25 protein-coding genes are annotated in these 23,193 nt (G+C 72.2%); 14 read left to right on the plus strand and 11 right to left on the minus strand.

Going from position 1 to position 23,193, the window contains the following annotated elements:
- Positions 1-139: 139 nt before the first annotated feature.
- Together mnmA and CBQ26_RS17585 are read left to right on the plus strand one after the other, a co-directional pair.
- The gene (mnmA, locus tag CBQ26_RS17580; RefSeq protein WP_088249926.1) at positions 140-1,318 is read left to right on the plus strand and encodes a tRNA 2-thiouridine(34) synthase MnmA; all 1,179 of its coding nucleotides are present in this window, start codon (positions 140-142) and stop codon (positions 1,316-1,318) included.
- 11 nt (positions 1,319-1,329) lie between these two features.
- Positions 1,330-1,743 (plus strand): DUF5063 domain-containing protein, encoded by a 414-nt coding sequence (locus CBQ26_RS17585; protein ID WP_191299383.1) that lies wholly within the window; start codon positions 1,330-1,332, stop codon positions 1,741-1,743.
- 31 nt (positions 1,744-1,774) lie between these two features.
- Here the strand turns inward: CBQ26_RS17585 and CBQ26_RS17590 are convergent, their stop codons facing one another.
- From CBQ26_RS17590 to CBQ26_RS17625, 8 genes are all read right to left on the minus strand, one after another.
- On the minus strand, positions 1,775-2,176 hold the full coding sequence (locus CBQ26_RS17590) for an HIT family protein (protein ID WP_088249928.1): 402 nt from the start codon (positions 2,174-2,176) through the stop codon (positions 1,775-1,777).
- Between the two features lie 72 nt (positions 2,177-2,248).
- Positions 2,249-3,412: an alkaline phosphatase family protein gene (locus CBQ26_RS17595; RefSeq protein WP_172418150.1), complete on the minus strand. Its 1,164-nt coding sequence runs from the start codon at positions 3,410-3,412 to the stop codon at positions 2,249-2,251.
- A gap of 46 nt (positions 3,413-3,458) precedes the next feature.
- On the minus strand, positions 3,459-3,908 hold the full coding sequence (locus CBQ26_RS17600; RefSeq protein WP_088249930.1) for a methyltransferase family protein: 450 nt from the start codon (positions 3,906-3,908) through the stop codon (positions 3,459-3,461).
- A 190-nt stretch (positions 3,909-4,098) separates the two neighbouring features.
- Positions 4,099-5,022: an NAD(P)-dependent oxidoreductase gene (locus tag CBQ26_RS17605; RefSeq protein ID WP_088249931.1), complete on the minus strand. Its 924-nt coding sequence runs from the start codon at positions 5,020-5,022 to the stop codon at positions 4,099-4,101.
- A gap of 7 nt (positions 5,023-5,029) precedes the next feature.
- Entirely contained in the window at positions 5,030-5,641 is a 612-nt protein-coding gene (locus CBQ26_RS17610) for a GNAT family N-acetyltransferase (protein ID WP_088249932.1), read from the minus strand.
- Positions 5,642-5,645: 4 nt separating this feature from the next.
- A complete protein-coding gene (locus CBQ26_RS17615; RefSeq protein ID WP_088249933.1) occupies positions 5,646-6,704 on the minus strand; it encodes a 3'(2'),5'-bisphosphate nucleotidase CysQ in 1,059 nt (352 codons plus the stop codon).
- 31 nt (positions 6,705-6,735) lie between these two features.
- Entirely contained in the window at positions 6,736-7,464 is a 729-nt protein-coding gene (locus tag CBQ26_RS17620) for an endonuclease III domain-containing protein (RefSeq protein ID WP_088249934.1), read from the minus strand.
- A gap of 65 nt (positions 7,465-7,529) precedes the next feature.
- The gene (locus tag CBQ26_RS17625) at positions 7,530-8,105 is read right to left on the minus strand and encodes a hypothetical protein (RefSeq protein WP_088249935.1); all 576 of its coding nucleotides are present in this window, start codon (positions 8,103-8,105) and stop codon (positions 7,530-7,532) included.
- An 81-nt stretch (positions 8,106-8,186) separates the two neighbouring features.
- Here CBQ26_RS17625 and CBQ26_RS17630 point away from each other — a divergent pair, with 81 nt between their 5' ends.
- Both CBQ26_RS17630 and hisG read left to right on the plus strand, forming a co-directional pair.
- Positions 8,187-9,389 carry an ATP phosphoribosyltransferase regulatory subunit gene (locus tag CBQ26_RS17630; protein WP_088249936.1) on the plus strand — a complete coding sequence of 401 codons (1,203 nt, stop codon included), beginning with the start codon at positions 8,187-8,189 and terminating at the stop codon, positions 9,387-9,389.
- Positions 9,386-10,021, plus strand: a complete 636-nt coding sequence (gene hisG / locus CBQ26_RS17635) for an ATP phosphoribosyltransferase (protein WP_088249937.1) — start codon at positions 9,386-9,388, stop codon at positions 10,019-10,021. The genes CBQ26_RS17630 and hisG overlap by 4 nt, the downstream gene beginning before the upstream one ends.
- A gap of 62 nt (positions 10,022-10,083) precedes the next feature.
- On the opposite strand, the gene CBQ26_RS17640 is transcribed toward hisG, so the two are convergent.
- The gene (locus tag CBQ26_RS17640; protein WP_143342199.1) at positions 10,084-11,319 is read right to left on the minus strand and encodes a MalY/PatB family protein; all 1,236 of its coding nucleotides are present in this window, start codon (positions 11,317-11,319) and stop codon (positions 10,084-10,086) included.
- Positions 11,320-11,387: 68 nt separating this feature from the next.
- On the opposite strand from CBQ26_RS17640, the gene CBQ26_RS17645 reads away from it, so the two are divergent.
- The 4 genes from CBQ26_RS17645 (at position 11,388) to CBQ26_RS17660 (ending at position 13,872) form a co-directional block, all read left to right on the plus strand.
- Entirely contained in the window at positions 11,388-12,086 is a 699-nt protein-coding gene (locus CBQ26_RS17645; RefSeq protein ID WP_088249938.1) for a 5'-methylthioadenosine/adenosylhomocysteine nucleosidase, read from the plus strand.
- A 59-nt stretch (positions 12,087-12,145) separates the two neighbouring features.
- Positions 12,146-12,547, plus strand: a complete 402-nt coding sequence (locus CBQ26_RS17650) for a CidA/LrgA family protein (RefSeq protein WP_229843966.1) — start codon at positions 12,146-12,148, stop codon at positions 12,545-12,547.
- Positions 12,544-13,203: an LrgB family protein gene (locus tag CBQ26_RS17655; RefSeq protein ID WP_088249939.1), complete on the plus strand. Its 660-nt coding sequence runs from the start codon at positions 12,544-12,546 to the stop codon at positions 13,201-13,203. Before CBQ26_RS17650 ends, CBQ26_RS17655 begins: the two co-directional genes overlap by 4 nt.
- A gap of 75 nt (positions 13,204-13,278) precedes the next feature.
- Positions 13,279-13,872, plus strand: a complete 594-nt coding sequence (locus CBQ26_RS17660) for a TetR/AcrR family transcriptional regulator (RefSeq protein ID WP_088250069.1) — start codon at positions 13,279-13,281, stop codon at positions 13,870-13,872.
- Positions 13,873-13,874: 2 nt separating this feature from the next.
- On the opposite strand, the gene CBQ26_RS17665 is transcribed toward CBQ26_RS17660, so the two are convergent.
- Positions 13,875-14,624, minus strand: coding sequence for a helical backbone metal receptor (locus CBQ26_RS17665; protein ID WP_088249940.1), 750 nt, complete (start codon positions 14,622-14,624; stop codon positions 13,875-13,877).
- Between the two features lie 110 nt (positions 14,625-14,734).
- Between CBQ26_RS17665 and CBQ26_RS17670 the strand changes: the two genes are divergently transcribed.
- The 3 genes from CBQ26_RS17670 to CBQ26_RS17680 all read left to right on the plus strand — a co-directional run bounded on the left by CBQ26_RS17670 (position 14,735) and on the right by CBQ26_RS17680 (position 17,960).
- Positions 14,735-15,397, plus strand: a complete 663-nt coding sequence (locus CBQ26_RS17670) for a c-type cytochrome (RefSeq protein WP_088249941.1) — start codon at positions 14,735-14,737, stop codon at positions 15,395-15,397.
- 98 nt (positions 15,398-15,495) lie between these two features.
- The gene (locus tag CBQ26_RS17675) at positions 15,496-16,344 is read left to right on the plus strand and encodes a group III truncated hemoglobin (RefSeq protein ID WP_088249942.1); all 849 of its coding nucleotides are present in this window, start codon (positions 15,496-15,498) and stop codon (positions 16,342-16,344) included.
- An 8-nt stretch (positions 16,345-16,352) separates the two neighbouring features.
- Positions 16,353-17,960 carry a S49 family peptidase gene (locus CBQ26_RS17680; protein ID WP_088249943.1) on the plus strand — a complete coding sequence of 536 codons (1,608 nt, stop codon included), beginning with the start codon at positions 16,353-16,355 and terminating at the stop codon, positions 17,958-17,960.
- An 83-nt stretch (positions 17,961-18,043) separates the two neighbouring features.
- Here CBQ26_RS17680 and CBQ26_RS17685 read toward each other — a convergent pair whose 3' ends face one another.
- Positions 18,044-19,813 (minus strand): M3 family oligoendopeptidase, encoded by a 1,770-nt coding sequence (locus tag CBQ26_RS17685; protein ID WP_088249944.1) that lies wholly within the window; start codon positions 19,811-19,813, stop codon positions 18,044-18,046.
- A 208-nt stretch (positions 19,814-20,021) separates the two neighbouring features.
- Here CBQ26_RS17685 and CBQ26_RS17690 point away from each other — a divergent pair, with 208 nt between their 5' ends.
- The 3 genes from CBQ26_RS17690 (at position 20,022) to CBQ26_RS17700 (ending at position 23,189) form a co-directional block, all read left to right on the plus strand.
- On the plus strand, positions 20,022-21,290 hold the full coding sequence (locus CBQ26_RS17690; RefSeq protein WP_229843965.1) for an ABC transporter substrate-binding protein: 1,269 nt from the start codon (positions 20,022-20,024) through the stop codon (positions 21,288-21,290).
- Between the two features lie 130 nt (positions 21,291-21,420).
- The gene (locus tag CBQ26_RS17695; protein ID WP_088250071.1) at positions 21,421-22,341 is read left to right on the plus strand and encodes a carbohydrate ABC transporter permease; all 921 of its coding nucleotides are present in this window, start codon (positions 21,421-21,423) and stop codon (positions 22,339-22,341) included.
- Positions 22,341-23,189, plus strand: a complete 849-nt coding sequence (locus CBQ26_RS17700) for a carbohydrate ABC transporter permease (RefSeq protein WP_088249945.1) — start codon at positions 22,341-22,343, stop codon at positions 23,187-23,189. The genes CBQ26_RS17695 and CBQ26_RS17700 overlap by 1 nt, the downstream gene beginning before the upstream one ends.
- Positions 23,190-23,193 lie beyond the last annotated feature (4 nt).

Here is a 23,193-nt window from a genome sequence, read left to right on the forward strand (position 1 = left end):
GCCGGGGAGTGTAGCGGGCTGCCTGCGGTGGGGTGGGGGCCGGGTGGTGCGGTCCACACGGGTGCGCGGCGGGGAACGGAGCGAATTGCCGCGCGCGTCACCGCCGCCCTGGTGGGGGTCTGTTAAGCTGCGCGGCTGTATGAGTGCCCCGACCCCTGCTTCCGCGACCGTCCCCGCCCCTGCCGCCGCTGCGGGGGAACGGGTGCTGTGCGCCATGTCCGGCGGCGTGGACAGCAGCGTCACGGCGGCGCTGCTGAAGGATCAGGGGTATCAGGTGGTGGGTGCCATGATGCGTTTCTGGCCGGACGACAAGCGCACGGACACCTTCGACTCGTGCTGCTCGCCCGACGCTGCGTACGAGGCGCGCCGCGTGGCCGAGCAGGTGGGCGTGCCGTTCTATCTGCTGGATTACCGCGAGCAGTTCCAGCGGCACATCGTGGGGCCGTTCATCGACGAGTACAGCAAGGGGCGCACGCCGAACCCCTGCGTGAACTGCAACACCAAGGTGAAGTTCGACGAACTGGTGAAGAAAGCCAAGATGCTCGGCTGCCGCTACGTGGCGACCGGGCACTACGTGAAGCGCGTGGAGAACGCGCGCGGCGAGGTGGAATTCCATCGGGGCGACGATCCCCGCAAGGATCAGACGTACTTCCTGTGGGGCACGCCGCGTGACGCGCTGCCGTACATCCTGTTCCCGGTGGGCGAACTGGAGAAACCGCAGGTACGTCAGATCGCCGAGGAACGCGGCCTACTGACCGCGCAGAAACCCGAGAGTCAGAACATCTGCTTCGTGCCGGGCAAGGTGCAGGACTTTGTTGCCGAGCACATCCCGCAGGCGCAGGGCTTCATCCGCGAGATCAGCAGCGGCGAGGTCGTCGGGGAGCACCTGGGCACGCAGTTCTACACGCTGGGCCAGAAGAAGGGCCTGGGCCTGTACCAGTCGCACCGCGTGCGGCACGTCGTGCACCTGGCACCCGACACGAACACCGTCTGGGTGGGTGACTACGACGACTGCCTGTGGACCGGCCTGAAGGCGCAGAGTGCCAACTACCTGATCGACCTGACCGAACTGCCGGGGGAACTGGAGGTGCAGGTCCGCTACCGCACCGCGCCCGTCAAGGCCCGCGTGATCCGCGCCGACGAGAGCGGCTTCGAACTGGCCTTCCAGGACCCGCAGTTCGCGGTCGCGCCCGGCCAGAGCGCCGTGCTGTACGCCGGACCGCGCCTGCTGGGCGGCGGCCTGATCGAGGACCACGTCCCCGCCCTGCCCGAACCGAAAGCCCCGCCGAAGAAACGCCCGGCCGTGCTGCTGTCCTGATGCTGGCGCACGTGCGCCGGGTTCACGCGGCCCTTCTAGACCGCGAGGGCCTCACGCCAAGCGCGCTGGCCAACCTGCTGGACGGGTTGCGGCGGGAGGTGCAAGCGCTGCCCTGCACTGTCCCTGAATCGGACACACCCCCGCGCGAGGAAGATCACCACCTGCGCGCCTCTATCGCCGGGGCGTGGCCGGAACTCGGCTTCTACGACCCGGCCACCGGCCGCGCCCTGGGCCACTGTGACCTCCCCACCGAGATCGGCGACGCGCTGGACGACCTGACGGACCTCGCCCTCGACCTGGGCACCGCTCTCGCGCTGGCCGACACGGACGAGGCCGATGCGCTGGCGTGGCTGCGCTTCTCCCACGACATCCACTGGGGCGACCACGTGCAGGACGTCACGCGGCACCTGCGCTGGCTGGGCTAGACCCGCGAACTGACCGTCGTGGGGGGCGGGGTCAGCGCTGGCGTCTGTTCTCCACGGCTTTCAGGTGACTGCGGATTCCTCGACCGGCCAGCGGTTCATCCCGGAATCGTGGAATGACGTGGAAATGGGCGTGCATCACATGCTGTCCCCCGACAGCCCCCACATTCCACCCGGCGTTGTATCCGTCAGGCGCGATGACCGCGTCCAGATACGCCCTGGCCTGCATGAGGAGATCCTGGGTGGCGGTCCATTCCTGTGGCGTGAGATCGAACACCGTGGGTCGGTGGGCTTTCGGGACGATGATCCCTGCTCCTTCCAGGGCTCCCATCTCGCTGGGCTTGATGCTCAGGAGGCAGTGGTCATTCTCGAGAACAAACGCATTTCGGCGAAGCTCGGCAAGATCGCAGTAGGGGCAGGCGTGATCATCGTGCATTCGCCCCCGAAGATAGGGGATGACCCGGCGGCATATCGCGCCTGGGACACCCGTGAACTCTCCGAAGGGCCACTAGACCCGCACGCTGAGCACGGGCACCAGCATCTCCTCTGCCGTCCAGCCGCCGTGCAGGCCGAGCATGGGGGCGGGGCTGGTGGGGCGGCGGATGGCGTGTCCGGGGTGCGGGACGGCGATCAGGTCGCCCACGCGCGGGCGCAGTCGGGGGTCGGCGTGGGCGGGTGGGCCGAACAGGCCGCCGGTCCAGGCGTCGTCGGCGGTCAGGAGGGTGGCGTGCGGGGCGAGCAGCGCCGCGATTTCGGCGTGGTGCCCGGTCTGGGGGCGCAGGTACGCGGCGCGTTCCTCCCCGGCGACGGGGCCGCGCAGGGCGGTTTTCATGACCTTCTTCGTGATGGTGTCCACGTAGCCGTCCGGGGGCTGGGGGCTCTGTCCGTGGTCGGCGGTGAGGACGACCAGCGTGTCGCCGGTCCTGGGTAGCGCGGCCAGCAGGTCCGCGACGATGCGGTCGGTGCGGCGCAGTTCGGCGTGCGCTTCCGGGCTGTCGGGGCCATACCCGTGGCAGATCAGGTCGTACTCGGGGAAGTACACCAGGGTGTAGGACGGCTGCCCCGGCTGGAGGGTCGCGGCGGTCAGGGTAGGCGTTTCCTCTGGCTGCGCGTAGGGGTGGTATTCGGCGCCGTCACAGGCCCAGCGGGTCAGGACGCTGTGCTGGTACGCGGCGGGCATGACGACGTGCGCGGCCACACCCCGGTCATGCAACTGGCGGTACAGGGACGGCACGGCGGCCAGAAACCCCGCGTCCGCCAGGGGCGTGTGGGTGTAGACGTCGTACAGGCGGATGAGGTTCACGACGGCCTGCGCCTCGTCCAGCCAGACGGTCAGGCCCAGGTACCCGTGCTCGGCGGGCGCGCGGGCGGTGTGCAGGGTCGTCAGGGCGGCCATGGTGGTGCTGGGGAACACGCTGGTGACCGGACCCGGTGCGGGCGTCAGGCATGCCAGCGTGGGCGCGTCCCCGCGCGTGACCGCATCCCGCAGTTGCCCGGCGCCCAGGGCGTCCACGACGATCAGGACGACGTGCCGCGCGCCGTCCAGCGGCAGCGGGTGGCGGTACGGCGCATGGTGGGTGGTCACCCCGAAGTGCGAACCCAGGGTCGCGGCGAGGTTCAGGACGCTGCCGCCCGCGTAGTCGGGCCGGATCGCGTGCGGGGGCAGGTGCATGGGTGAAGATAGCTGCCCGCGCCGGGAGGGCACCTTGAGGCTTCGTTCAGCGCCGTCCGTGGCATGGCAGGAACGCTCCGGTGCGCGCCCGGTACGCGGCATGGTCGGGGTGACGTCCGGCCAGCGCGGCGTCCTCGATGCCCGCCTTGTGTCGCAGCAGACCCGCGAGCAGGAGGGTGCCCGTAGCGCTCACCCCTCCGCCCCGCGCGACCGTCCAGCCGCCCGCCAGCAGGAGCAGCGCCGTGTAGATCGGGTGCCGCACGAGACGGTACGGGCCGCGCTGCACCAGCGTGCCCCCCGCGACCGGGGTGGGCAGCGGCGTGAGGTTCCGTCCCAGGGTGCGCCCGCTCCAGACGAGCAGGCACAGGCCACCTGCGCCGAGCGCCGCGCCCGCCGCCCGGACGGATCGGGGGCGACCTCTCCCCCGGCGCCCGCCCGCGAGAATGACGATCAGCAACGCCAGCTGCGCGGCGACCAGTACGCGGTCGCGGTTCATGGCTCCTGCCGCAGTGCTCACAGCTCACACCTCCTGCGGATTCCGTCTGTTTCGCCGACAACCCGGAACATCACCGGGTTGCCAGCTCCACGCCCGGAACCCGCTTCGCTCCTTCTCTGCTGGCGCAGCTCTGCGAGTCGCATCCGCTCGGGTGAACAGGTTCTGCGCCCCTGTTCACCGGAGTCAATCTTCAGTACGTGCGTCCGGCGGTGACGCGCCCGGCGGGTTCGTGGCCCTGTTGCAGGTCGATCAGGAAGTCGCGGGTCAGGTGTGCGCCGCGCCGGACGAGGTCGGTGGTGGTGCTGGCGACGTGCGGGGTGATGATCACGTTCGGCAGTTGCCACAGCGGGTGCGTGGCGGGCAGGGGTTCGGGGTCGGTCACGTCGAGGAACGCGCCGCCCAGCCGGTGTTCCTGAAGGGCCTGCACGAGGTCGTCGGTGACGATCAGGTTGCCGCGCCCGACGTTCATGAGCCACGCGCCGGGTTTCAGCAGGGCCAGGGTGTCGGCGTTCACGACGCCGCGCGTGTCGGGGGTGCTGGGCAGCAGCAGGATCACCCAGTCGGCGGCGCGCAGCAGTTCGTCACGTTCGTCGGTGGGGGTGGCGCTGCGGATGCCGCGGACGTGCGTGCCGTGCGGCGCGAGCAGTTCTTCGAGGTTCCGGCCGATGTGCCCGTAGCCCCACAGGACGATGTTCAGGCCGTCCAGGGTGCCCAGGCGGGAGTCGGTGGGCAGGGCGGGGCTGGCCCACTGGGCGCGGCCCTGCGCGTCCCGGAAGGTGTGCAGGCCGCGCGCGGCGGCGAGCAGGCCGCTCAGGGCGTGCACGGCGACGGCGCGGTCGTGCAGGCGGCTGGCGTTGAACAGCGCCACGCCGTCCGGGAGGTGGCCCTGCACGTGGTCGATGCCGGCGGTCAGGGTCAGGACCCATTTCAGGCCGGGGGTGCTCAGCAGGCGTTCGCGGGTCTGCGGGCCGGTCATCCACAGGACCACGCCGTCGGCCGGGCTGTCCGGGACGTGCGCGCGGTCGTAGTGGTCGAGGGTGACGCCGGGCACGCCTCCCTCGTCGGGCTGGCTCAGGGCGCGGAATTCGGGCAGGTCTGGCAGCAGGACACGCATGCGGTCATTATTCCCCGTCGGTGGGGGGCGGGTCCGGCTGCATGGGCGGTTGCTGAAGGGGGTCTTGCGGGGCCGCTGCCTGCAGGGCCAGCCATTCGCTGCGCGTGAGTTCCATGTGGACGTCGGTGCGGCCCTGCCGTTCGCTGCGGCCCACCTCGCGGAATCCGCAGGCGAGGAAGGCCCGCTGCGCGCGGCGGTTGTGGCCGAAGGTGGTCAGGCGGATGCGGGACAGCGGGAAGTCCCGTTCCTGAAAGGCCCAGCGCAGCAGCGCCTGCACGGCCTGACGGCCGTACCCGCGTCCCCACAGGTCGGGCAGGCCGATCATCACGCCGAGCGTGGCGACGGTGGCGGTCAGGGGGGGCGGGGGGCGCAGGTCGTACAGTTCGGCGCTGCCGATCAGGCGGCCCTGTTCGTCCATGACGCCGAAGCCGTGGCGTTCGCCGGTGCGTTCCTCGTCCTGCATGACGCGCCGGAACAGCCATTCGGGCATGCGGATGGGTTTGGCGTCGTTCCAGTCGGCCAGTTCGCGGCTGCGGAAGAAGGAGTGCAGGGTGCGCCACTCGGCGGGCGTGAGGTCCAGCAGGGCCTTGAGGCTGACGTGCGGTGGAAGGTCGGTCATGCGGTCAGGGCTGGGCGGTGCCCGCGGCGACGGTGCTCGCGGCGACGGTACCCAGGGCGCGGGTCACGTCCCGCGTGAGGCGGTCGAGGTGGAAGGCGTCCCCCTCGGCGCGCTGCACCTGCCGGGTGTCGGGGTTCACGACCAGCAGGGCCAGCAGTTGCCCGTCGGCGTGGCGGACGTTCACGCCGGGGTGCCCCTGGAGGGCCGCGCGGTCGGCGGGGTTCAGGGCGGCCCAGGCGGGTTCGTGGGCCTGCACGCCCAGGTGCGCGGTGGGCAGGTTCAGGGTGCGCAGCTGATCGCGCAGCCACGCGGTCGCGCCGGGCTGCCCGCCGATCAATCCCTGTTCGACGTGCGGGCGCGGCTGGTTGTACGTGACGGCCCGCCCGTCGCGGCGGGTCAGGTCGCCGCCGGCGGCGCGCAGCAGGGCGTGTCCGGCGGCGATGTCCCACTCGCTGCGGGGGGACATGGTGAAGGTCGCGTCGGCGTGCGCGGCGGCGATCCGCGCGAGTTTCAGGGCGATGCTGCCGCTGGGTTTCATGCCGCCCAGGGGGGTGGCGTGCAGTTCGCGGCGGTGTTCGGTGTCGGACACGGCCACGCGCCACTCCGGGCCGGCGTGCGGGGCCGCGACGGGCTGGCCGTTCAGGAACGCGCCCTGCCCGACGACACCCGTGAACAGTTCGTCGGTTTCCGGGGCGTACACGACGCCCAGCACGGGCTGCCCGCCCACCGCGAGGCCGATGCTGACGCAGTAGTCGGGCAGGCCGGTCGAGTACTCGCGGGTGCCGTCGATGGGGTCCACGATCCACACGCGGTCGTGGTTCAGGCGGGCGCGGTCGTCGGGTTCTTCCTCGCTGAGGCGGCCGTCGTCGGGGAAGGCAGCGGCCAGGGCAGCCATGATCAGCGCGGACGCCTCGCGGTCGGCGACCGTGACGGGATCGTCGGCGCCGGTCTTGTGTTCCACGGTGAACCCGGCGCGCCGGTGCGCCAGCAGCAGCGCCCCGGCCTCGCGGGCCAGCACGCAGGCGACCGAGAGTTCAGGGGAGAAGTCGTGAGGAGCGGTCATGCCCCCGAGCATAGCGGCCCGCGCGGGCCGGTCAGGCCGGGCCGAGCAGCGCCGCCGACGGGCACAGCTCCGCCAGGACGCAGGTGTCGCAGCGGGGGTGGCGGGCCGTGCAGACCTCGCGTCCGTGCCGGACCCCGGCGACGTGCAGGGCGGCGCGGGTGGCCCAGGTGGGCGGGGTGACCGCGTCGAACCAGCGTTCCACGCGCGCGGCCGTCCAGTGGCCGGGCACCCAGTCCAGGCGGCGGGCCAGGCGGTCCAGGTTCCCCTCGACCGGCATGGCGGCGCGGCGCAGGTCGAACAGCAGGATCAGGCTGGCGGTGTGGCGGCCCACGCCGGGCAGCGATTCCAGGCGGGCGCGGGCGGCGGGGTCCGGCAGGTCGCGCAGGGCCTCCAGGCTCAGTGTTCCGGTGTCGTCCAGGGCTTCCAGCAGCGCGTGGATGTGGCGGGCCTTGCTGCGGTGCAGGCCGCCGCCCGCCGCTTTCAGGGTGGCCTCGATGCCGTCCGGGCCGTCGAGCAGCGCCGCCTCCCAGCGCGGGTAGCTTTCACGCAGCGCCGCGTCCTGCCGGTCGGCGGCGGCGCGGGTGTTCTGCTGGCCCAGGATGGTGCGGATCAGGCCGGCCAGCAGCGTTCCCGACCGGCCGGTGCGGGGGGTGGGGCCGCCGGGCAGGTACCGGGCCTCCAGGCGGTCGCTGACCGGCGCAAAGGTGACTGGCACGGCGGGCGGCCCGGCGGGCAGTGCGGGTGGGCGGCGGGCGGGCATCCGCGCAGGCTAGCGGCGCGGGCGCGCGTCAACCGTGCCGGGCGCGACGGTCGCCGCCCTGGCCGTCAGCGGGCGCGGAGGGTGGTGCGGTTCCCGGCGCTGTCCGTGACCTCGATGTCGGCCCAGATGCCGGTCGTCTCGGCGTAGAAGTCCACGCTGGGGCCCGGCGTGATGTTCAGGCGGTTGCCGTCCACCAGGATCTGGGACACGCGGGCGTTGTCGGTGGCGGTCCCGGCGACCCGCACGGTGTTCCCGCTGCGTTCAAAGCGCGTGATGCGGATGACCGGGCGCACCGGGTCCACGCTGACCGGCACGACCAGCGTGCCCTCGTTGCCGGCGGCGTCGCGGGCGGTGATGGTGTAGCGGCCGGTGGGGGTGTTCAGCAGCGTGCGGAACTGGAAACGCGCGAGCTTGTCGCTGCCGGGTTCGGTGGGGATGGGTTTGCCGTCCACGGCGACCTCGGTGACGCCGGTGTCGTCCAGGACGTAGCCCTGGATCAGGAAACTCTTCTCGCGGCTGGCGCTGCTCTCGCTGGTGACGCTGATGTGCGGCGTGAACGTGTCGTTGGTGCGGGCGCAGCTGCCCAGCGTCAGCGCCAGGACAGCGGCGGCCAGGGCACGGTGGGACGGGCGGCGCGACATGGGCCGAGTATAGGGCAGGTGTCCGGGCGTGACCGCCTCCGGCGGCGCGTACTGACGGTCCGCGCGGCCCGTGCGTCTAGAATGCCGGGCGTGAGTTCGTCCGCTGCCCGTCCGTCCAACCGTCCGTCCGCCCGCGCCGGGTTCATTCCCGAGGGCACGCGTGACGTGCTGCCGCCCGAGTGGTCGCAGCGCGAGGCCCTGCGCGCCCGCCTGAGCGCGTGTTTCAGCGCGTGGGGGTACCGGGGGGTGGAGGTCCCGGCGCTGGAGTTCGCCAGCGCGGACCATCCGCAGGACGCCCTGGCGTTCAAGCTGATCGATTCGGGCGGGCAGGTGCTGTCGCTGCGCAGCGAGTTCACGACCGCCGTGGGCCGGCTGGTCCGTTCGCGCTTCCCGCAGGGGCCGTTCCCGCTGCGCCTGCAGTACGGGGGGCGGCTGTGGCTGCGCGCCCTGAACAGCGAACTGGGCCGCCTGCGTGAATTCAACCAGATGGGCGTGGAACTGATCGGCGTGCAGACCGCGCAGTCCGACGCGGAGCTGCTGCACCTCGCGGCGGCGGCGCTGGAGACGGCGGGCGTGCAGGCGCAGCTGGAGGTCGGGTATCCGGGCTTCGTGGACGCCGTGCTGGAAGACGCCGGCCTGAACGGCGAGGCGCGCGCGGCGGTGCATGACGCCATCGACCGCAAGAGTGGCGCGGACGTGGACCTGCTGGCCGCGCAGCACGGCCTGAGCGGCGCGGTGCGCGGCACGCTGCACGCCCTGACCGACCTGTACGGCGGCCCCGAGGTGCTGGACGCCGCGCAGGCCCTCTCGCCGGGCGTGCGGGCGCAGGAGGCGGTGGCGCACCTGCGGCGGGTCGCGGCGCTGTACGGCGGGCCGCTGCTGTTCGACCTGGGCGTCAGTCGCCGCTACGGGTACTACACGGGCCTGACCTTCCGGGCGTACTCGGCGGGCCTGAACCAGCCGGTGCTGGGCGGCGGCCGCTACGACCTGCCGGGCGGGCTGCCCGGCGCGGGCTTCGCGGTGGGGCTGGAACGGCTGATGCAGGCGCTCGCGCCGGTCCTGCCGCCCGAACCGGAGGTGGTGCTGGCGCTGGATCTGGCGTCGGCGCGGGCGGCGCGGGCGCAGGGCCTGCACGCGGAACTCGCCTGGACGGACGACTGGGGCGAACTGCGGGCCTTCAGCGCGGCGCGCGGCATCCGCCGCTGGGTGAGTGATTCGCCCTCGGGCCTGACCTTCACGGAGCTGGCCTTCACCGACCTGAACGGCGCGGAGGTGACGCTGTGACCCCCGCCCCCACCCGCAGCGCCGACCACCTGACGCTGGCGCTCCCCAAGGGCCGCATCCTGGAGGACGCCATCGCGCTGCTCTCGCAGGCCGGGCTGCCGCTGACCATGCCGGAAAAATCCCGCGCGCTGCGGCACGAGTTCCCCGGCGTGACCATCCTGGAACTGCGTAACCAGGACGTGCCCATCTACGTGGACCTGGGCGTGGCCGACGCCGGCATCGTGGGCAAGGACGTGCTGATCGAGTCGGGCCGCACCGTGTACGAACCGGTGGACCTGAAGTTTGCCGGGTGCCGCCTGTCCCTGATCCGCGAGGTCGGCGCGACCGGCGAGATCACCCGCGTGGGCACCAAGTACCCCCGCGCGGCCCGCGCGTACCTGCACTCGCGCGGCATCACGGCCGAGACCGTGAAGCTCAGCGGGAACATCGAACTGGCCTGCCTGACCGGACTGGCCGACGCGGTCGTGGACCTCGTGCAGACCGGCGGCACCCTGAAAGCCAACAACCTGGAGGAAGTCGAGGTGCTGTTCCACTCGACCGCGCGCCTGATCGTGAACCGCGCCGCCCTGAAGGTCCGCGCCGCGCGCCTGCGCCCCCTGATCGAGAACCTGCGCACCCTGACCGCGCAGTAAACCGCACCCAGGAGGCAGGGAGTGGGAAGTGGAACGACCACGACCCGCTCCCTGCTGACCACTTACCTCGCCCGGTTCAGGGCCCCGGTCATGCGGTTCAGGGCCTCGGTCAGCAGTTCGCGGCTGGTGGCGAAGTTCAGGCGGATGAAGCCCTGGTACTGGGGTTTGTGGCCCTCGTGCGCGAAGACCGGGCCGTCGTGTACGGCGACCCTGGCCTCCTGAAGCAGGAAGGCGTGGATGTCGGCGGCGCGCGGGTGGGCGCGCAGGTCCAGCCACGCGAGATACGTGGCCTGCGGCGCGTGGAAGCGCACCCAGGGCAGGTGCTCGCGCAGGTAGTCGGCCAGGAAGTCGCGGTTACCGCGCAGGTACTCGACGGTGTCGGCCAGCCAGGGGCCGCCGTCCCGCAGCGCGGCCTGCCACATGGTGATGCTCAGGGCGCTCTCGTGGCCCATCAGGCCCCCGGCGGCGCGGCGCACGCGGGACAGCAGCGCGGCGTTGTGGCTGGCCATCACGCCGATGCCCAGTCCGGCGGTGTTGAAGGCCTTGCAGGGGCCGGTCAGGGTGACGGTGCGGCTCTGCACGCGCGGGTCGGCGGCGAAACTCTCGAAGGCGTCGCCGTAGCGCAGGTCGGCGTGCAGTTCGTCGCTCATGACGAACAGGTCGCGCGCCAGCACCAGATCGCGCAGCTTCCCGAGTTCCTGCGCGGTCCACACGCGGCCCGTGGGGTTGTGCGGGTGGCACAGCAGCAGCAGGCGCGACCCGCGCGAGGCGGCGTCCATGGCGGCCCAGTTGATCTCGTACCCGCCGTCGGCGTCGCGCAGCGGCACGCCCGCCACGCGGCGGTCCTGATCGGTGATCGCCAGATGGAAGGGGTGGTACACGGGCGTCATGGTCACCACCGGCTCGCCGGGACTGGTCAGGGCGTGCACGGCGGCGTAGATGCCGGGCACCACGCCGGGCAGGAAGGTCAGGTGCTCGCTGCCCAGCCCGCTCAGGCCGTGGCGGGCCAGGGACTGACTGACCTGCTCTTTCAGGACGGGGTCGCCCATCAGTTGCGGGTAGCCCAGACCGCGTTCCAGCCGGGCGCGCAGGGCGTCCATGATGGGCGGCGCGACCGCGAAGTCCATGTCCGCGACCCACATGGGAATCACGTCCGGGTCGAAGGCCGTCCATTTCAGCGAGTCCGGGTGGCGCAGCGCGGCGGGGTCCAGAGTGGCGGGGTTCAGTGCGGCGGGGTCCAGGGCGGAGGGGGCCAGCGGGTCGCGGGGATCGGCGGGCTTGGGTCCGGCGTCGGTCATGTGCCCGAGCATACGCGCGCCGCGTGAGTTTCCGCCCGCGCGGCGTTCATGCGCGTACACTCTGAGGAATGCTGGCGATTATTGGTGCGATGGACGAAGAGATCGAGTTGCTTCTGGCGGACCTGCGGGGCCGCGAGGACCTGACGTTCCCCGGCGTGACCCTGCACCGGGGAGCGCTGGACGGCGTTCCGGTCCTGCTGACGCGCGGAGGGATCGGCAAGGTGAACGCCGCCATGACCACCACGTACCTGCTGACGCAGGGCGCGACCCGCGTGATCTTCACGGGCGTGGCGGGCGGCGTCCACCCGGAACTGCGGGTCGGGGACATCGTGGTCAGCACGGACCTCGTGCAGCACGACGTGGACGTGACCCCGCTGGGCTACGAGGTCGGGACGGTGCCGGGCGAACTGCCCGCGTGGCCCGCCGACCCGGACCTGCGTGTCGTGGCCCTGGACGCCGCGCGCGACGTGGAGGGCGTGCGCGTGCTGGACGGCCGCGTGGCGAGCGGGGATCAGTTCATCGCGTCCCGCGAGGGCGTGCAGCGCCTCTGGACCCGTTTCGGGGCGGCCTGCGCCGAGATGGAGGGCGCAGCGGTCGCGCAAGTGTGCGCCAAGGCGGGCGTGCCGTTCGTGGTGATCCGTTCGGTCAGCGACACCGCCGACCACGACGCGAAGGTGGATTACCGCGAGTTCATGCCGCTGGTCGCCCGGCACGCCAAGCAGGTCGTGCGCGGCATGCTGGCCCGCCTCGCCGCGCCCGGCGCCTGACGTGAGCGGCGCCCAGTGACCCGGACTCGGACTCTGGCCGGGTGGCGCACGGAGTCCGCGTGAGCGGCGCGGCGTCCGTCACGGCCCGCCTGAACGCCCCGGCCCGGTTCCTGCTGGGCCTGGGCGTCCTGATGGCCTTCGCGGCGCTGGGGCAGGCGCTGGTGGGCGCCCTGCACCTGCCGCTGCCGGGGTCGGTGGTGGGCATGGCGCTGCTGTGGGCGGCGCTGGGCGCCGGAGTGGTGCGCCTGCACTGGATCGCGGACGCCGCCGACGGGCTGCTGGGCATCCTGGGGTTGCTGTTCGTGCCGGCCACCGTGGGCTTCCTGCAGTTCCTGAGTGCCGGGGCTGCGTGGGGCCTGTGGCTGCTGGTCATGACGGCCGCGCTGCTGCTGGGTGCGGGCGCGGCGGGCCTGCTCGCCTCGCGCCTGCTGCGGCCGGAAGGCACTCCGGAGCGCCCGTGATCTGGCTGACCGTCACGCTGCTGGCGTTCGCGGCCGGCGTGCTGGGGCAACTGCGGCTGCGCTCCCCGCTGGCGAACCCCACCCTGATCGCCACGCTGCTGGTCGCGGCCGGGCTGCTGGCGGGCGGGGTGCCGTACGACACGTACCTGCGGGACGTGCAGCCCCTGACCACCCTGCTCGCCCCGGCGGTCGTGGCGCTGGCCGTGCCGCTGTACCGCCTGCGCGCCCTGCTGGCCCGGCAGTGGCGCGCCCTGCTGATCGGCGGCCTGAGCGGCACCCTGACCGCCGTGGCCGCCGACGCCGGACTGGCCCAGCTGCTGCGCGTCAGCCCGGACGCCGCGCGCGCCCTGCTGACCGCGCCCGCCACGAGTCCCGTCGCGCTGCAACTCGCGCCGTTCACGCAGGCGCCGCCCGCGCTGGCCGCCACGCTGGCGGTCCTGTCGGGCCTGATCGGCGCACTGATCCTCCCGGCCCTGCTGACCGCGCTGCGCGTCACGCACCCGCTGGCGCGCGGCATCGCCATCGGCGCCGTCGCGCATGGCGTCGGCACCGCCCGCGCCCGCGAGGAGGGCGAACACACCGGCGCGGCCAGCTCGATCGGCATGGGGCTGGCGGCCCTGAGCGTGACGCTGCTGGTGGCGCTCCTGGCACAGTGACCGAGGGGCACTCCCCCCGCTCCTCCGGCTCCGCCTCGCTTGACCCTGGCCGCCGGAGCCGGGATGCTGGGCGGCATGGCGCGCAAGGTGAATCCCATTCAGGACCGGGCGCGGCGGGCGGCGCTGGAGAAGGCGGCGTACCTGGCGATCTACGAGCGGGGCTACGCGGGCGTGACGCTGGCGGACATCGCGGCGCACGCGGGCGTGAGCCGGGGCACGCTGGTGTACCACTTCGGGAGCCGGGCGGGGCTGCTGGCGGCCGTGATGCGGCGGTTCTCGCGGACGATCGCGGTGGCGACGCGGCGCGCGGTGCGGCAGGCCGGGTCGCCGGAGGGCAAACTGCGGGCGTACGTGGACAACCAGTTCTACGGCCTGGAGAACACCCGGCGGTTCTACACGGTGTCGCTGGATTTCCTGGCGGCCGCCACGCGCGACCCGGAGCTGATGGAGGTGCAGCGGGCGTTCCTGGCGGATTCGCTGGCAGTGGATCTGGAACTGGCACGGCTGTCCGGCGAGGCAGGTGCGGAGGGGCGGGCGCGGTTGCTGCGCGCGCTGGTCGAGGGCCTCAGCGTGCGGTTCCTGGCGGACCCGGACCCGGACCTGGGCGCGTACCGCGAGGACTGCCTGGGGGGCCTGCGGGCGGTGCTGGGCTGGGAGGCCCGGGAGTAGGGTCAGGGCTGGCCGGGCAGGGCGTCCAGCGCCGCGCGCAGTTGCCGCGCGCCCTCCAGCAGGCGGGGACCGGGGCGGCCCAGGCCGCTCTCGTGGATGGCGACGACCGGCACGCCCAGACCGCGCGCCTCGATGACCTCCGGGCGCAGTTTCTTCGCGCCGCACCACGAGCACACGATCAGGTCCGGCTGCGCGGCGCGCACCTCGTCCAGGGTCAGGGGCGCGCTGCGGCCCGCGCGGTCCGCCAGGGCGTTCACGGCGCCCAGTCCTGCCAGCAGGTCCGTCACCCAGGAGTCGCGGGTGGCGGCGATGATGGGCCGGGGCCACCACTCGACCAGCACGCGCGGCGGGCGGGCGTGGGGCCGGTGCAGGGCGCTCAGGGCGCGTTCCAGGGCGTCGGCCACCGCGCCCGCGTGGTCCGGCTGGCCGGTGGCCGCGCCGATCAGGCGGATGTCGCGCAGCACGTCCGGGACGCTGACGGGATCGAGGATCAGGGTGGGCAGTCCGGCGGCCTGCACGGCCTCCACGACCCGCTCCATGCCCGGCACGCTGAGGCTCGCCAGGACCAGATCGGGGCGCGTGGCGATCAGGGCGTCCACGTCGATGTTCAGGTCCGGCCCGAGGCGCGTGGCGTGCTCCAGGCCGGGGCCGTCGCTGTGGCTGTCCACCGCGACGAGCTGGCGGGTCGCGCCCAGCGCGTGCAGGATGTCGGTGTTGCTGCACGTCAGGCTGGCGAGGCGCAGGGGGGGCATGTCCGGAGCATAGCGCCCTGCGCGGGGGCGGCCCGTCGGGGGCGCGCAGGGAACGGAAGTGCGTGCAGGGCGGTCAAACGCCCCCCTGACCGTGTGGTAGGCTCGCGGGTATGAAGAACACGTTCGCCGTCTCCATGACGCTGCTACTGGCCCTGACGCTGGGCGGCTCGTTCACCGCCTACCGCGCGGCCACCTCGGCCCATCACGGGGAGTCCCACAGCAAGGACGAGGGTCACAGCGAGGGCGGCGCCAAGGAAGGCGCGACCCGTCCCAGCGAGTCCGCTCCCAGCCCGAACAGCGCGGCGACCGGCGCGGCCGGCGAGGCCGGAGCGCTCGGCGACGTCACGGCCGACAACGAGGGCGGCGTGCAGGCCGGCGAGAACGGCGCCGTGCAGGACACCGGCGAGGACACCACGGGCAGCACGCCCGCCGCCAGCCAGGAAGGCACCGCCACCGACACCGACCCGGCCGGCGCGACCGGTCAGGAACCCGACGAGACGGCCGCCGCCGCCGAGACGCAGGGTGACGCGACGGCCGGCGGGGACTCGTACGCCACGAGCTGCGCCGGGTGCCACGGCGCCGAGGGCCAGGGCGGTATCGGCCCGGCCCTGGAGAAGGTGAACGGGTGGACGCTGGCGCAGTTCACGACCGTGCTGCGCGAGGGCAAGACCCCCGAGCGCGAACTGGGCGCCGTGATGCCGCGCTTCACGGACGCGCAGCTGACCGATTCGGACGTGGCGAACGTGTACGCGTTCATCAAGACGCTGTACTGATCGCCCAGCGGCTCCCTGGCCTGCCCCTTCATGGACCCCCCTTTGCCGGGGGTCTTCTGCTGTCCCGGCGCGGGGGCGGTGGCCGCTATGCTGGGCGGATGACCGGGCCGCTGCTGTCCACCTCTTCCCTGCGGCCGGACCTGGGCGGGTGGGCGGTGCAGGCGGCCCGCCCGGAGCGGCTGGCGGGCGCGGCAGGGCTGTTGCTGCCGCATGACGGCCTGCCGGTCGCGGACGTGCGGGCGCACCCGGAGCGCTGGGAGACGCTGGGGCTGGTGACGGGTGCGCTGCGGCGCGGCGTGCCGGTGCTGGGGTGGGGGTCGGGTGCGGCGCTGCTGGGGCGGGCGCTGGGCGCGGCGGTCACGGCGTCCGGGTCCGCGCCGGACCGCTCGGCCCTGCCGCGTGGCGCGCAGGCGCACGCCTGGGCCGGCACGCACCCGCTCCACTGGACGCTGGACCGCGCGGTCGCCTGGGCGGAGCCGGAGCTGCCGCCCGCGCTGCTGGCCGCGTTCCTGGCGGCGCTGCCCGGCTGGACGGACCGGCGGCCCGGCTCGCCGCTGGAGGAGGTGGGCGGTGTGGCGGCGGTGCGGGAGGTGGTCACGGCCTTCTACGCGCGGGCGCGGGCCGATGCGCTGCTGGGGCCGGTGTTCGCGGCGCACGTGGAGGACTGGCCGGCCCACCTGGAGCGCGTGACGGCCTTCTGGGTGACGCTGCTGGGCGGCGAGCCGGGCCGGGCCGCGTGGCGGGGGAACCTGAACGCCGCGCACGCGGGGCTGGGCGTGCGGGCCGCGCACCTGGGCCGCTGGCTGGCGCTGTGGGACGAGACGGCCCGCGCGGTCCTCCCGGCCGACGCGGCGGCGCTGCTGAGTGCGCGGGCGGCCGTCATGGGTGAACGTCTGGGCGGCGCGGCGCGGGCCGGAAGCGGAACTTCTCAGGCGGGCGGCACGTAGCGTGGGGTATGAACCTGAAGCTGCCGTTCCTGAAGACCGACGACACGCTGCCGGGCGGCGTGACCCGCCCCACCTGGGTGATCCTGGACCTGAGCGGCCCGTACCCGGAGCGGCAGCCGGGCAGCCCGGTGGCGGCGCTCCTGAACCGCACCGAGTCGCTGGAGGCCCTCGCGGCGCGCGTGCAGAAGCTGCGCGGCGCCGGGTGGCTGCACGGCGTGCTGGTGCGCTTCGGTGAGTTCACGGCCGCCCCGGCGACCGCGCACGCGGTGCGGGGCATCCTGGCGGACCTCGCCGCCGAGAAGCGCGTGGTGGCGTACCTGCCGCAGCTGACCATGACCACCCTGATCGCCGCGAGCGGCGCGGGTGAACTCGTCGCGCCGGAATCCGCCGAGGTGAACCTGGGAGGCTTCGGGGTGGAGAGCACCTTCCTGGGCGAGTTCCTGAAGAAGCGCGGCATCGAGTTCGAGAACCTGCGTGTGCGCGAGTACAAGGCGGCCCTGACGCGCTTCTCCCAGGACCACATGGACGACCACAACCGCGAGCAGCTCCAGGCGTACCTGGACGGCCTGGAGGCCGCCTGGGCCAGCGATCTGGCGGCCGCGCGCGGCGTGAGCCCCGAGGTCGCTGCCAGCTGGATCAGCGCGGACCTGACGAGCGCTCAGGCGGCCCTCGCGGCGGGCGTGATCACCAAGGTCGCATACGAGGACGAACTCGTCGGTCCGGGCTCGCGGCCCTTCGAGGCGGTGCTGGACCTCCTGACCCCCCACCGGCCCGCGAAGGCGAAGGTCGGGCGGGTGGCGGTCGTGCCGCTGGTCGGGACGATCATCACCGGCAAGAGCCGCACCAACCCCGTTCCGCTGCCGCTGCTGGGCGGCCCGATGGCCGGGTCCGACACGGTCGTGGCCGCGCTGCGCCGCGCCAAGGAGGACAGGGCCACGAAAGCCATCGTCCTGTACGTGAACAGCGGCGGCGGCAGCGCCCTGGCCAGCGACCTGATCTGGCGCGAGGTCGCCAGGAGCGAGAAACCGGTCGTGGTCGTCATGGGCGAGTACGCCGCGTCGGGCGGGTACTACGTCTCCACGCACGCGAAGAAGATCGTCGCGTCGCCGTACACCCTGACCGGCTCCATCGGCGTGGTCAGCGGCAAACCCGTCCTGACCGAATTCAACCGCCGGCACGGCCTGAACCCCGAACGGGTGGGCCGCGACCGCGCCCTGATGTACTCGGCGGCCCGCCCGTACACCGACGAGGAACGCGACCACGTCGAGAAGGGCATCCTGGAGGTGTACGACCGTTTCACCACCCGCGTCGCCGAGGGGCGGGGGCTGAGCAAGGAGCGCGTGAACGAACTCGGCCGGGGTCGCATCTGGAGCGGCCAGGACGCCCTGGACCGCGGTCTGGTCGATGAACTGGGCGACCTCCGCACCGGCCTTGAGCGCGCGCGGGAACTCGCGGGCCTCCCCAGTGACGCGCCCGCCTGGAACGTCACGCCGAAGAACCACGGCCCACTGCCGCAGTTCGCGCAGGAAGCCGCGCAGGCCGCCAGCGTGACCGTCTGGCCGTTCGGCGGCGAGCGGGTGCTGACGTGGTTCGATCAGGACGTGCGCGTGCGCTGACGCGGGCAGTAGGGAGTGGGAAGTGGTGAGTGGAACGGCGAAACCCCCGACCCACTCACCACTTCCCTCTGTCCACTTCCCGTTTACGCCTGCGTGGTGGCCTCGTAGGCGTCGATCTGGCGGCGGATGACGTTCAGGCTGCCTTCCCAGAAGTCCGGGGCGTGCAGGTCGATGCCGAAGCGCGCGGCGAGGGCCAGCGGGGTGGCCTGCCCGGTGGCGGCCAGCAGGGCGTCGTAGCGGGCCTGGAAGTCGGTTTCGTGGCCCTGGGCGCGGGCCTGTTCGTACTGGGCGTACAGGCCCAGGCCGAACAGCAGCCCGAAGGTGTACGGGTAGTTGTAGAAGGAGCGGCCGTAGTAGTGGGGCTTGACGGCCCACATGTACGGGTGGGGGGTGTTCAGGGCGTCGCCGTACGTGTCGCGCTGGGCCTGCACCATCAGGGTGTTCAGGTCGCTGGGGTTCAGGTCGCCGCCCGCGCGGCGTTCGAAGACGGCCTTCTCGAACAGGAAGCGGCTGTGGATGTCCACGACGACCTGCGCGTGGCCCATCAGCTGCGTTTCGAGGACGTACAGGCGCTCGTCGCCCTGCGCGCTCTGTAGCGCGGCGTTCTGGATGATCGTCTCGCAGAAGATGCTGGCGGTCTCGGCGAGGGTCATGGGCGTCTCCTGCTGGAGGGGGCGCAGGTCGCCGAGCTGCACGTTGTGGTACGCGTGGCCCAGTTCGTGCGCCAGGGTGCTGACCGAGTCGAGGCTGGGGTCATGGTTCATCAGGATGCGGCTGTCGGCGCCCTGCCATTTCATGCAGAACGCGCCGCTGCGTTTGCCGTCGCGGGGGCCGGCGTCGATCCAGCGTTCACCGAAGGCGCGGGCGGCGAAGTCCCCCAGCGCGGGGCTGTACGCGCGGAACTGGCGTTCCACGAAGGCCTCGCCGGCGGCGTAGTCCCAGTGGGTGTCGCTTGTGCCGACCGGGGCGAACAGGTCCCACCAGTCCAGCTGCGTCTTGCCCAGGTGGCGGGCCTTGGCGCGGAAGTACCGGCGGAAGTCCGGCAGGGAGCGCACGACGGCGGCCTGCATGGCGTCCAGCGTCTCGCGGTCGATGCCGTTGCTCAGGAGGCTGGGCGCGACGACGTCCGTGAAGCCGCGCCGGGCGGCGAGGGTGCCCTCCTCCCCTTTGACGCCGTTCATGCAGGCGGCGAAGACGGTCTCCTGGGTCTTCCAGGCGGCGATCTCGGCGTGGTAGGCGTCCTCGCGCACGCCCGCGTCGGGGTCGCTGGCGAGGGCGCGCAGGGCGGTCACGGGCAGGCGCTGGCCGCGGTACTCGCCCGCCAGGGTGCTGGAGACGTTGCCGTGCAGCTTGCCCCAGCCACCTCCGCTGGCGGGGTGCAGGCGGGCGGCGAGGTCCTCCTCGGGCGGGGTCATCTGGTACCGGGCGAGTTGCGCGGCGCGGCGCAGGCGGTGCTCGTGGGCGCGGGCCTCGGCGCTCTGCTCCAGCAGGGCGGTCAGGGCGGCGTCGTCCAGGCCGCCCAGCCAGGCGGTCAGGCGGGCGCTCAGCGGTCCGAGCGGCAGGCTCAGGGTGGTCAGGGCGGCCATGCGGGTCTGCGCCGCCTCGTCGCGGCTGTCGGTGGTCACGAAGGCGTACACGAAGGCGCGCACGCGGCCCAGGCGGGTCAGCACGGCGTTCAGTTCGCCCAGCGCGGCGTCCACGCCCGTCGGCGTGACGGGCGACCCGGCGCGCACGCCGTGCGTGTCGAACAGGGTTTCCAGGGCCTGCACGTCGCTGGCCAGGGCGCTCAGGTCATGATCCAGTTGCGGGTCGTTCAGGCTGGCGTACAGGTCGTCGGTGCGCCAGCGGGGCATCTCGGTTGTGGTCACGCCTGAGTGTACGGCGGGTGCGGGGGGCGGTGACATAGGCCAGATTGCGCACGGCTGCGGCCCGGCGTGCGATGCTGGGGGGGCCAGTTCATGCAGCGTGCACAGGGTCGCCCCTCCCGGCGACTGGACCGGCATGGACTTTGTTGATAAAACAGGTCCACTATTCTGGTTTCATTCCCCCGGAGGTTCCACCATGCGTTCACCCACCACGCGTCCATCCGCCCTGACCAAACGCCTCAGCGTGACCCTCGCGCTGGCCGCCTGCGCCCTGGCCGGCAGCGCCAGCGCCGCCACCACCCTGACCGTGTTCATGGGCAGCCAGCAACGCCCGGAAGTCTTCCAGCCGCTGTTCGAGCGCTTCCAGAAGCAGAACCCGAACATCAAGATCAAGATCGAGACCGGCGGCGCCACCAGCGAGGCCCAGAACCAGTACCTGACCACCGTGCTCGCCGCCAAGGACAGCACCCTGGACATCTTCCTGATCGACGTGGTCCGCACCGCCACCTTCGCCGCCGCCGGCTGGGCCGAACCGCTCGACGCCTACCTGCCCAGCAAGGACACCTACCTCAAGGCCTTCCTGCCCGGCCCCATCGGCGCCGCCACCGTCAGCGGCAAACTGTACGCCATGCCGGCCTTCACCGACGCGCAGTTCCTGTACTACCGCAAGGACCTGCTCGAGAAGCACAAGGCCAAGGTCCCCAAAACCTGGGATGAACTGGCCGCCACCGCCGCCCGCATCCAGAAAGCCGAGGGCGGCAACCTCCAGGGCTTCAACTTCCAGGGCGCGCCCATCGAGGGCACCGTGTGCAACTTCCTGGAAATGACCTGGACCGGCGGCGGCAGCGTCGACGACGTGACCAGCGCAGCCGCGAAACAGGGCCTGGGCTTCCTGGTGAACGCCGTGAAAACCAAGCTCTCCCCCGCCGCCAGCGCCGAGATGAAAACCGACGACTCCCGCCAGCAGTTCCAGGCCGGGAACGTCCTGTTCGGCCTGAACTGGAGTTACGCCTGGGCGCACTTCCAGGGCAACAGCCCCCAGCCCACCAAGGTCAAGGGCGACGTGGGCGTGGCCGCGCTGCCCGCCTTCGGCAAGAACGCCAGCGCCACCTGCACCGGCGGCTGGGAATGGGGCGTGAACGCCTTCGGCAAGAACAAGGCCGCCAGCGTGAAACTCCTGCAGTTCATGGCCAGCAGCGACGTGCAGAAGGAAATGGCCATCAAGGGCGCGTACCTGCCGGTGCGCAAGAGCCTGTACAACGACAAGGCCGTGCTGGCCGCCAACCCGCACTTCAAGTCCCTGTACCCCATCGTGACCAAGGCCCGCCCGCGTCCCGTCACGCCCAGCTACCCGCGCGTCAGCGAGATCATCCGCAACAACGTCTCGGCCGCCGTCGCCGGCAGCAAGACCGTGGACGCCGCCCTGAGCGACATGAAACGCGACCTGACCCCGCTGCTGAAGTAAGCGCCGTCAGGACACCGGCAGGGGGGCGCCGCGCAGGTAGACCGCGCGCCGCCCCCTCCCGGCCGGGCCGCCCCTGCCAGAGCACCCTCGCCCGGACACCCTCGCTCCCCGCCCGAAAGACGTGACCCTCATGACCACACCCAACCCCACCCCGGCCCGCCGACCCCGCCGGGAACCCAGCGAGGCGCTGCTGGCCACGCTGCTGCTGCTTCCGGCCGCCGCGCTGCTGCTGGGCGTGCTGCTGTTCCCGATGCTGACCACCTTCCGCGACAGCCTGTACCTGAACAAACTGACCGAACCGTGGCTGACGGGCTTCGTGGGCCTGAAACAGTACGCGCAGATGCTCGAAGATCCCCGTTTCGGTCAGGCGCTGCGCAACACCCTGTTCTTCGGCGTGCTGACCGTCGGCGGGTCGTTCCTGGTCGGCATTCCCATGGCACTCGCCGCGCACCTGCCGGGCCGGACCCGCGGGCTGGCGCGCGTGGCGCTGCTGCTGCCGTGGGCGATGCCGCCCGTCATCACGGGCCTGATCTTCGCGTGGCTGTTCAACGCGCAGTACGGCGTGTTCAACGACCTGCTGGTGCGCGCCGGGATCATCGACGAGCCGCTGCGCTGGCTCAGCACGCCGGGCCTGAGCGTCCTGGCGATGGTCGTCACGATCATCTGGAAGACCAGTTCCTTCGTGGCGCTGATCGTGCTCGGCGGCCTCCAGGGCATCCCGAAAGAGATGATCGAGGCGGCGCAGGTGGACGGCGCGACCTCCACCCAGACGTTCTTCCGGGTGATCCTGCCGCTGCTGGCCCCCAGTCTGGCCGTGGCGTTCATCTTCCGGACCATCAGCGCCGTGCAGGTGTTCGACATCCCGTACACCTTCATCCAGCAGGCGCCGGCGCAGGGCCTGCTGGAGACGCTGGGCGTGTACATCTACCGCACGGGCATCGAATTCCTGGACTTCGGGTACGCCGCCGCGCTGAGCGTCGCGCTGTTCGCCCTGAGTCTGGCCGTCACCGCCGTGTACGTCCGCTTCGTGCGGGACGGAGCGAACTCCTGATGGAAGAGCAGACACACGAGAACCTGAGCCCCGCCCAGCGCGTGGGCCGCGCCGCCGCGCTGGGCGCCCTGGTCGTGGGCGGCTTCTTCCCGTTCGTCTGGATGGTGCTGACCAGCCTGAAAACCGAAGGGGAACTCCAGAAGTTCCCGGTGCAGTACCTCCCGTCGAAACTGGATTTCAGCAACTACGCCCGCGTGTTCAGCGAGCAGCCGTTCGCGCAGTTCTTCTTCAACTCGCTGGCCGTCAGCCTGCTGAGCACCCTGCTGTGCATCGTGGCCGCCGTGCCCGCCGCGTACGCCCTGGCCCGCCTGAACCTGCGCGGGCGCGGACTGCTGCTCACGGCCGTCGTGGCGTTCAGCATGTTCCCGGTCGTCAGCCTCCTGATTCCGCTGTTCCGCCTGATGCGCGGCGCGGAACTCCTGAACACCTACCCCGCCCTGATCCTCCCCTACGCCGCGCTGAGCCTCCCCATCGGCATCCTGACGCTGGTGGCGTTCTTCAGCGCCATCCCCCGCGACCTCGAAGCGGCCGCCATGGTGGACGGCACCACCCGCGTCGGCGCCCTGACCCGCGTGGTCCTGCCACTCTCGATGCCGGGCGTCGTGACGGCCGCGCTGCTGGTGTTCGTGAACTCCTGGAACGAATTCCTGCTCGCCCTGAGCTTCAACACCAAACTGTCCATGCGCACCGTGTCCGTCGGCGTGACCCTCTACCAGGGCGAATTCGCGTTCCCCTGGCCGCTGATCGCCGCCGCCGTCGTGGTCGCCACCGTGCCCCTCGTGCTGCTGATCGCCATCTTCCAGAAACGCTTCGTGTCCGGCCTGACCGCCGGGGGCGTCAAGGCGTAGACGG

The organism is Deinococcus indicus (genome assembly GCF_002198095.1).
In the GTDB taxonomy this organism is placed as follows: domain Bacteria; phylum Deinococcota; class Deinococci; order Deinococcales; family Deinococcaceae; genus Deinococcus; species Deinococcus caeni.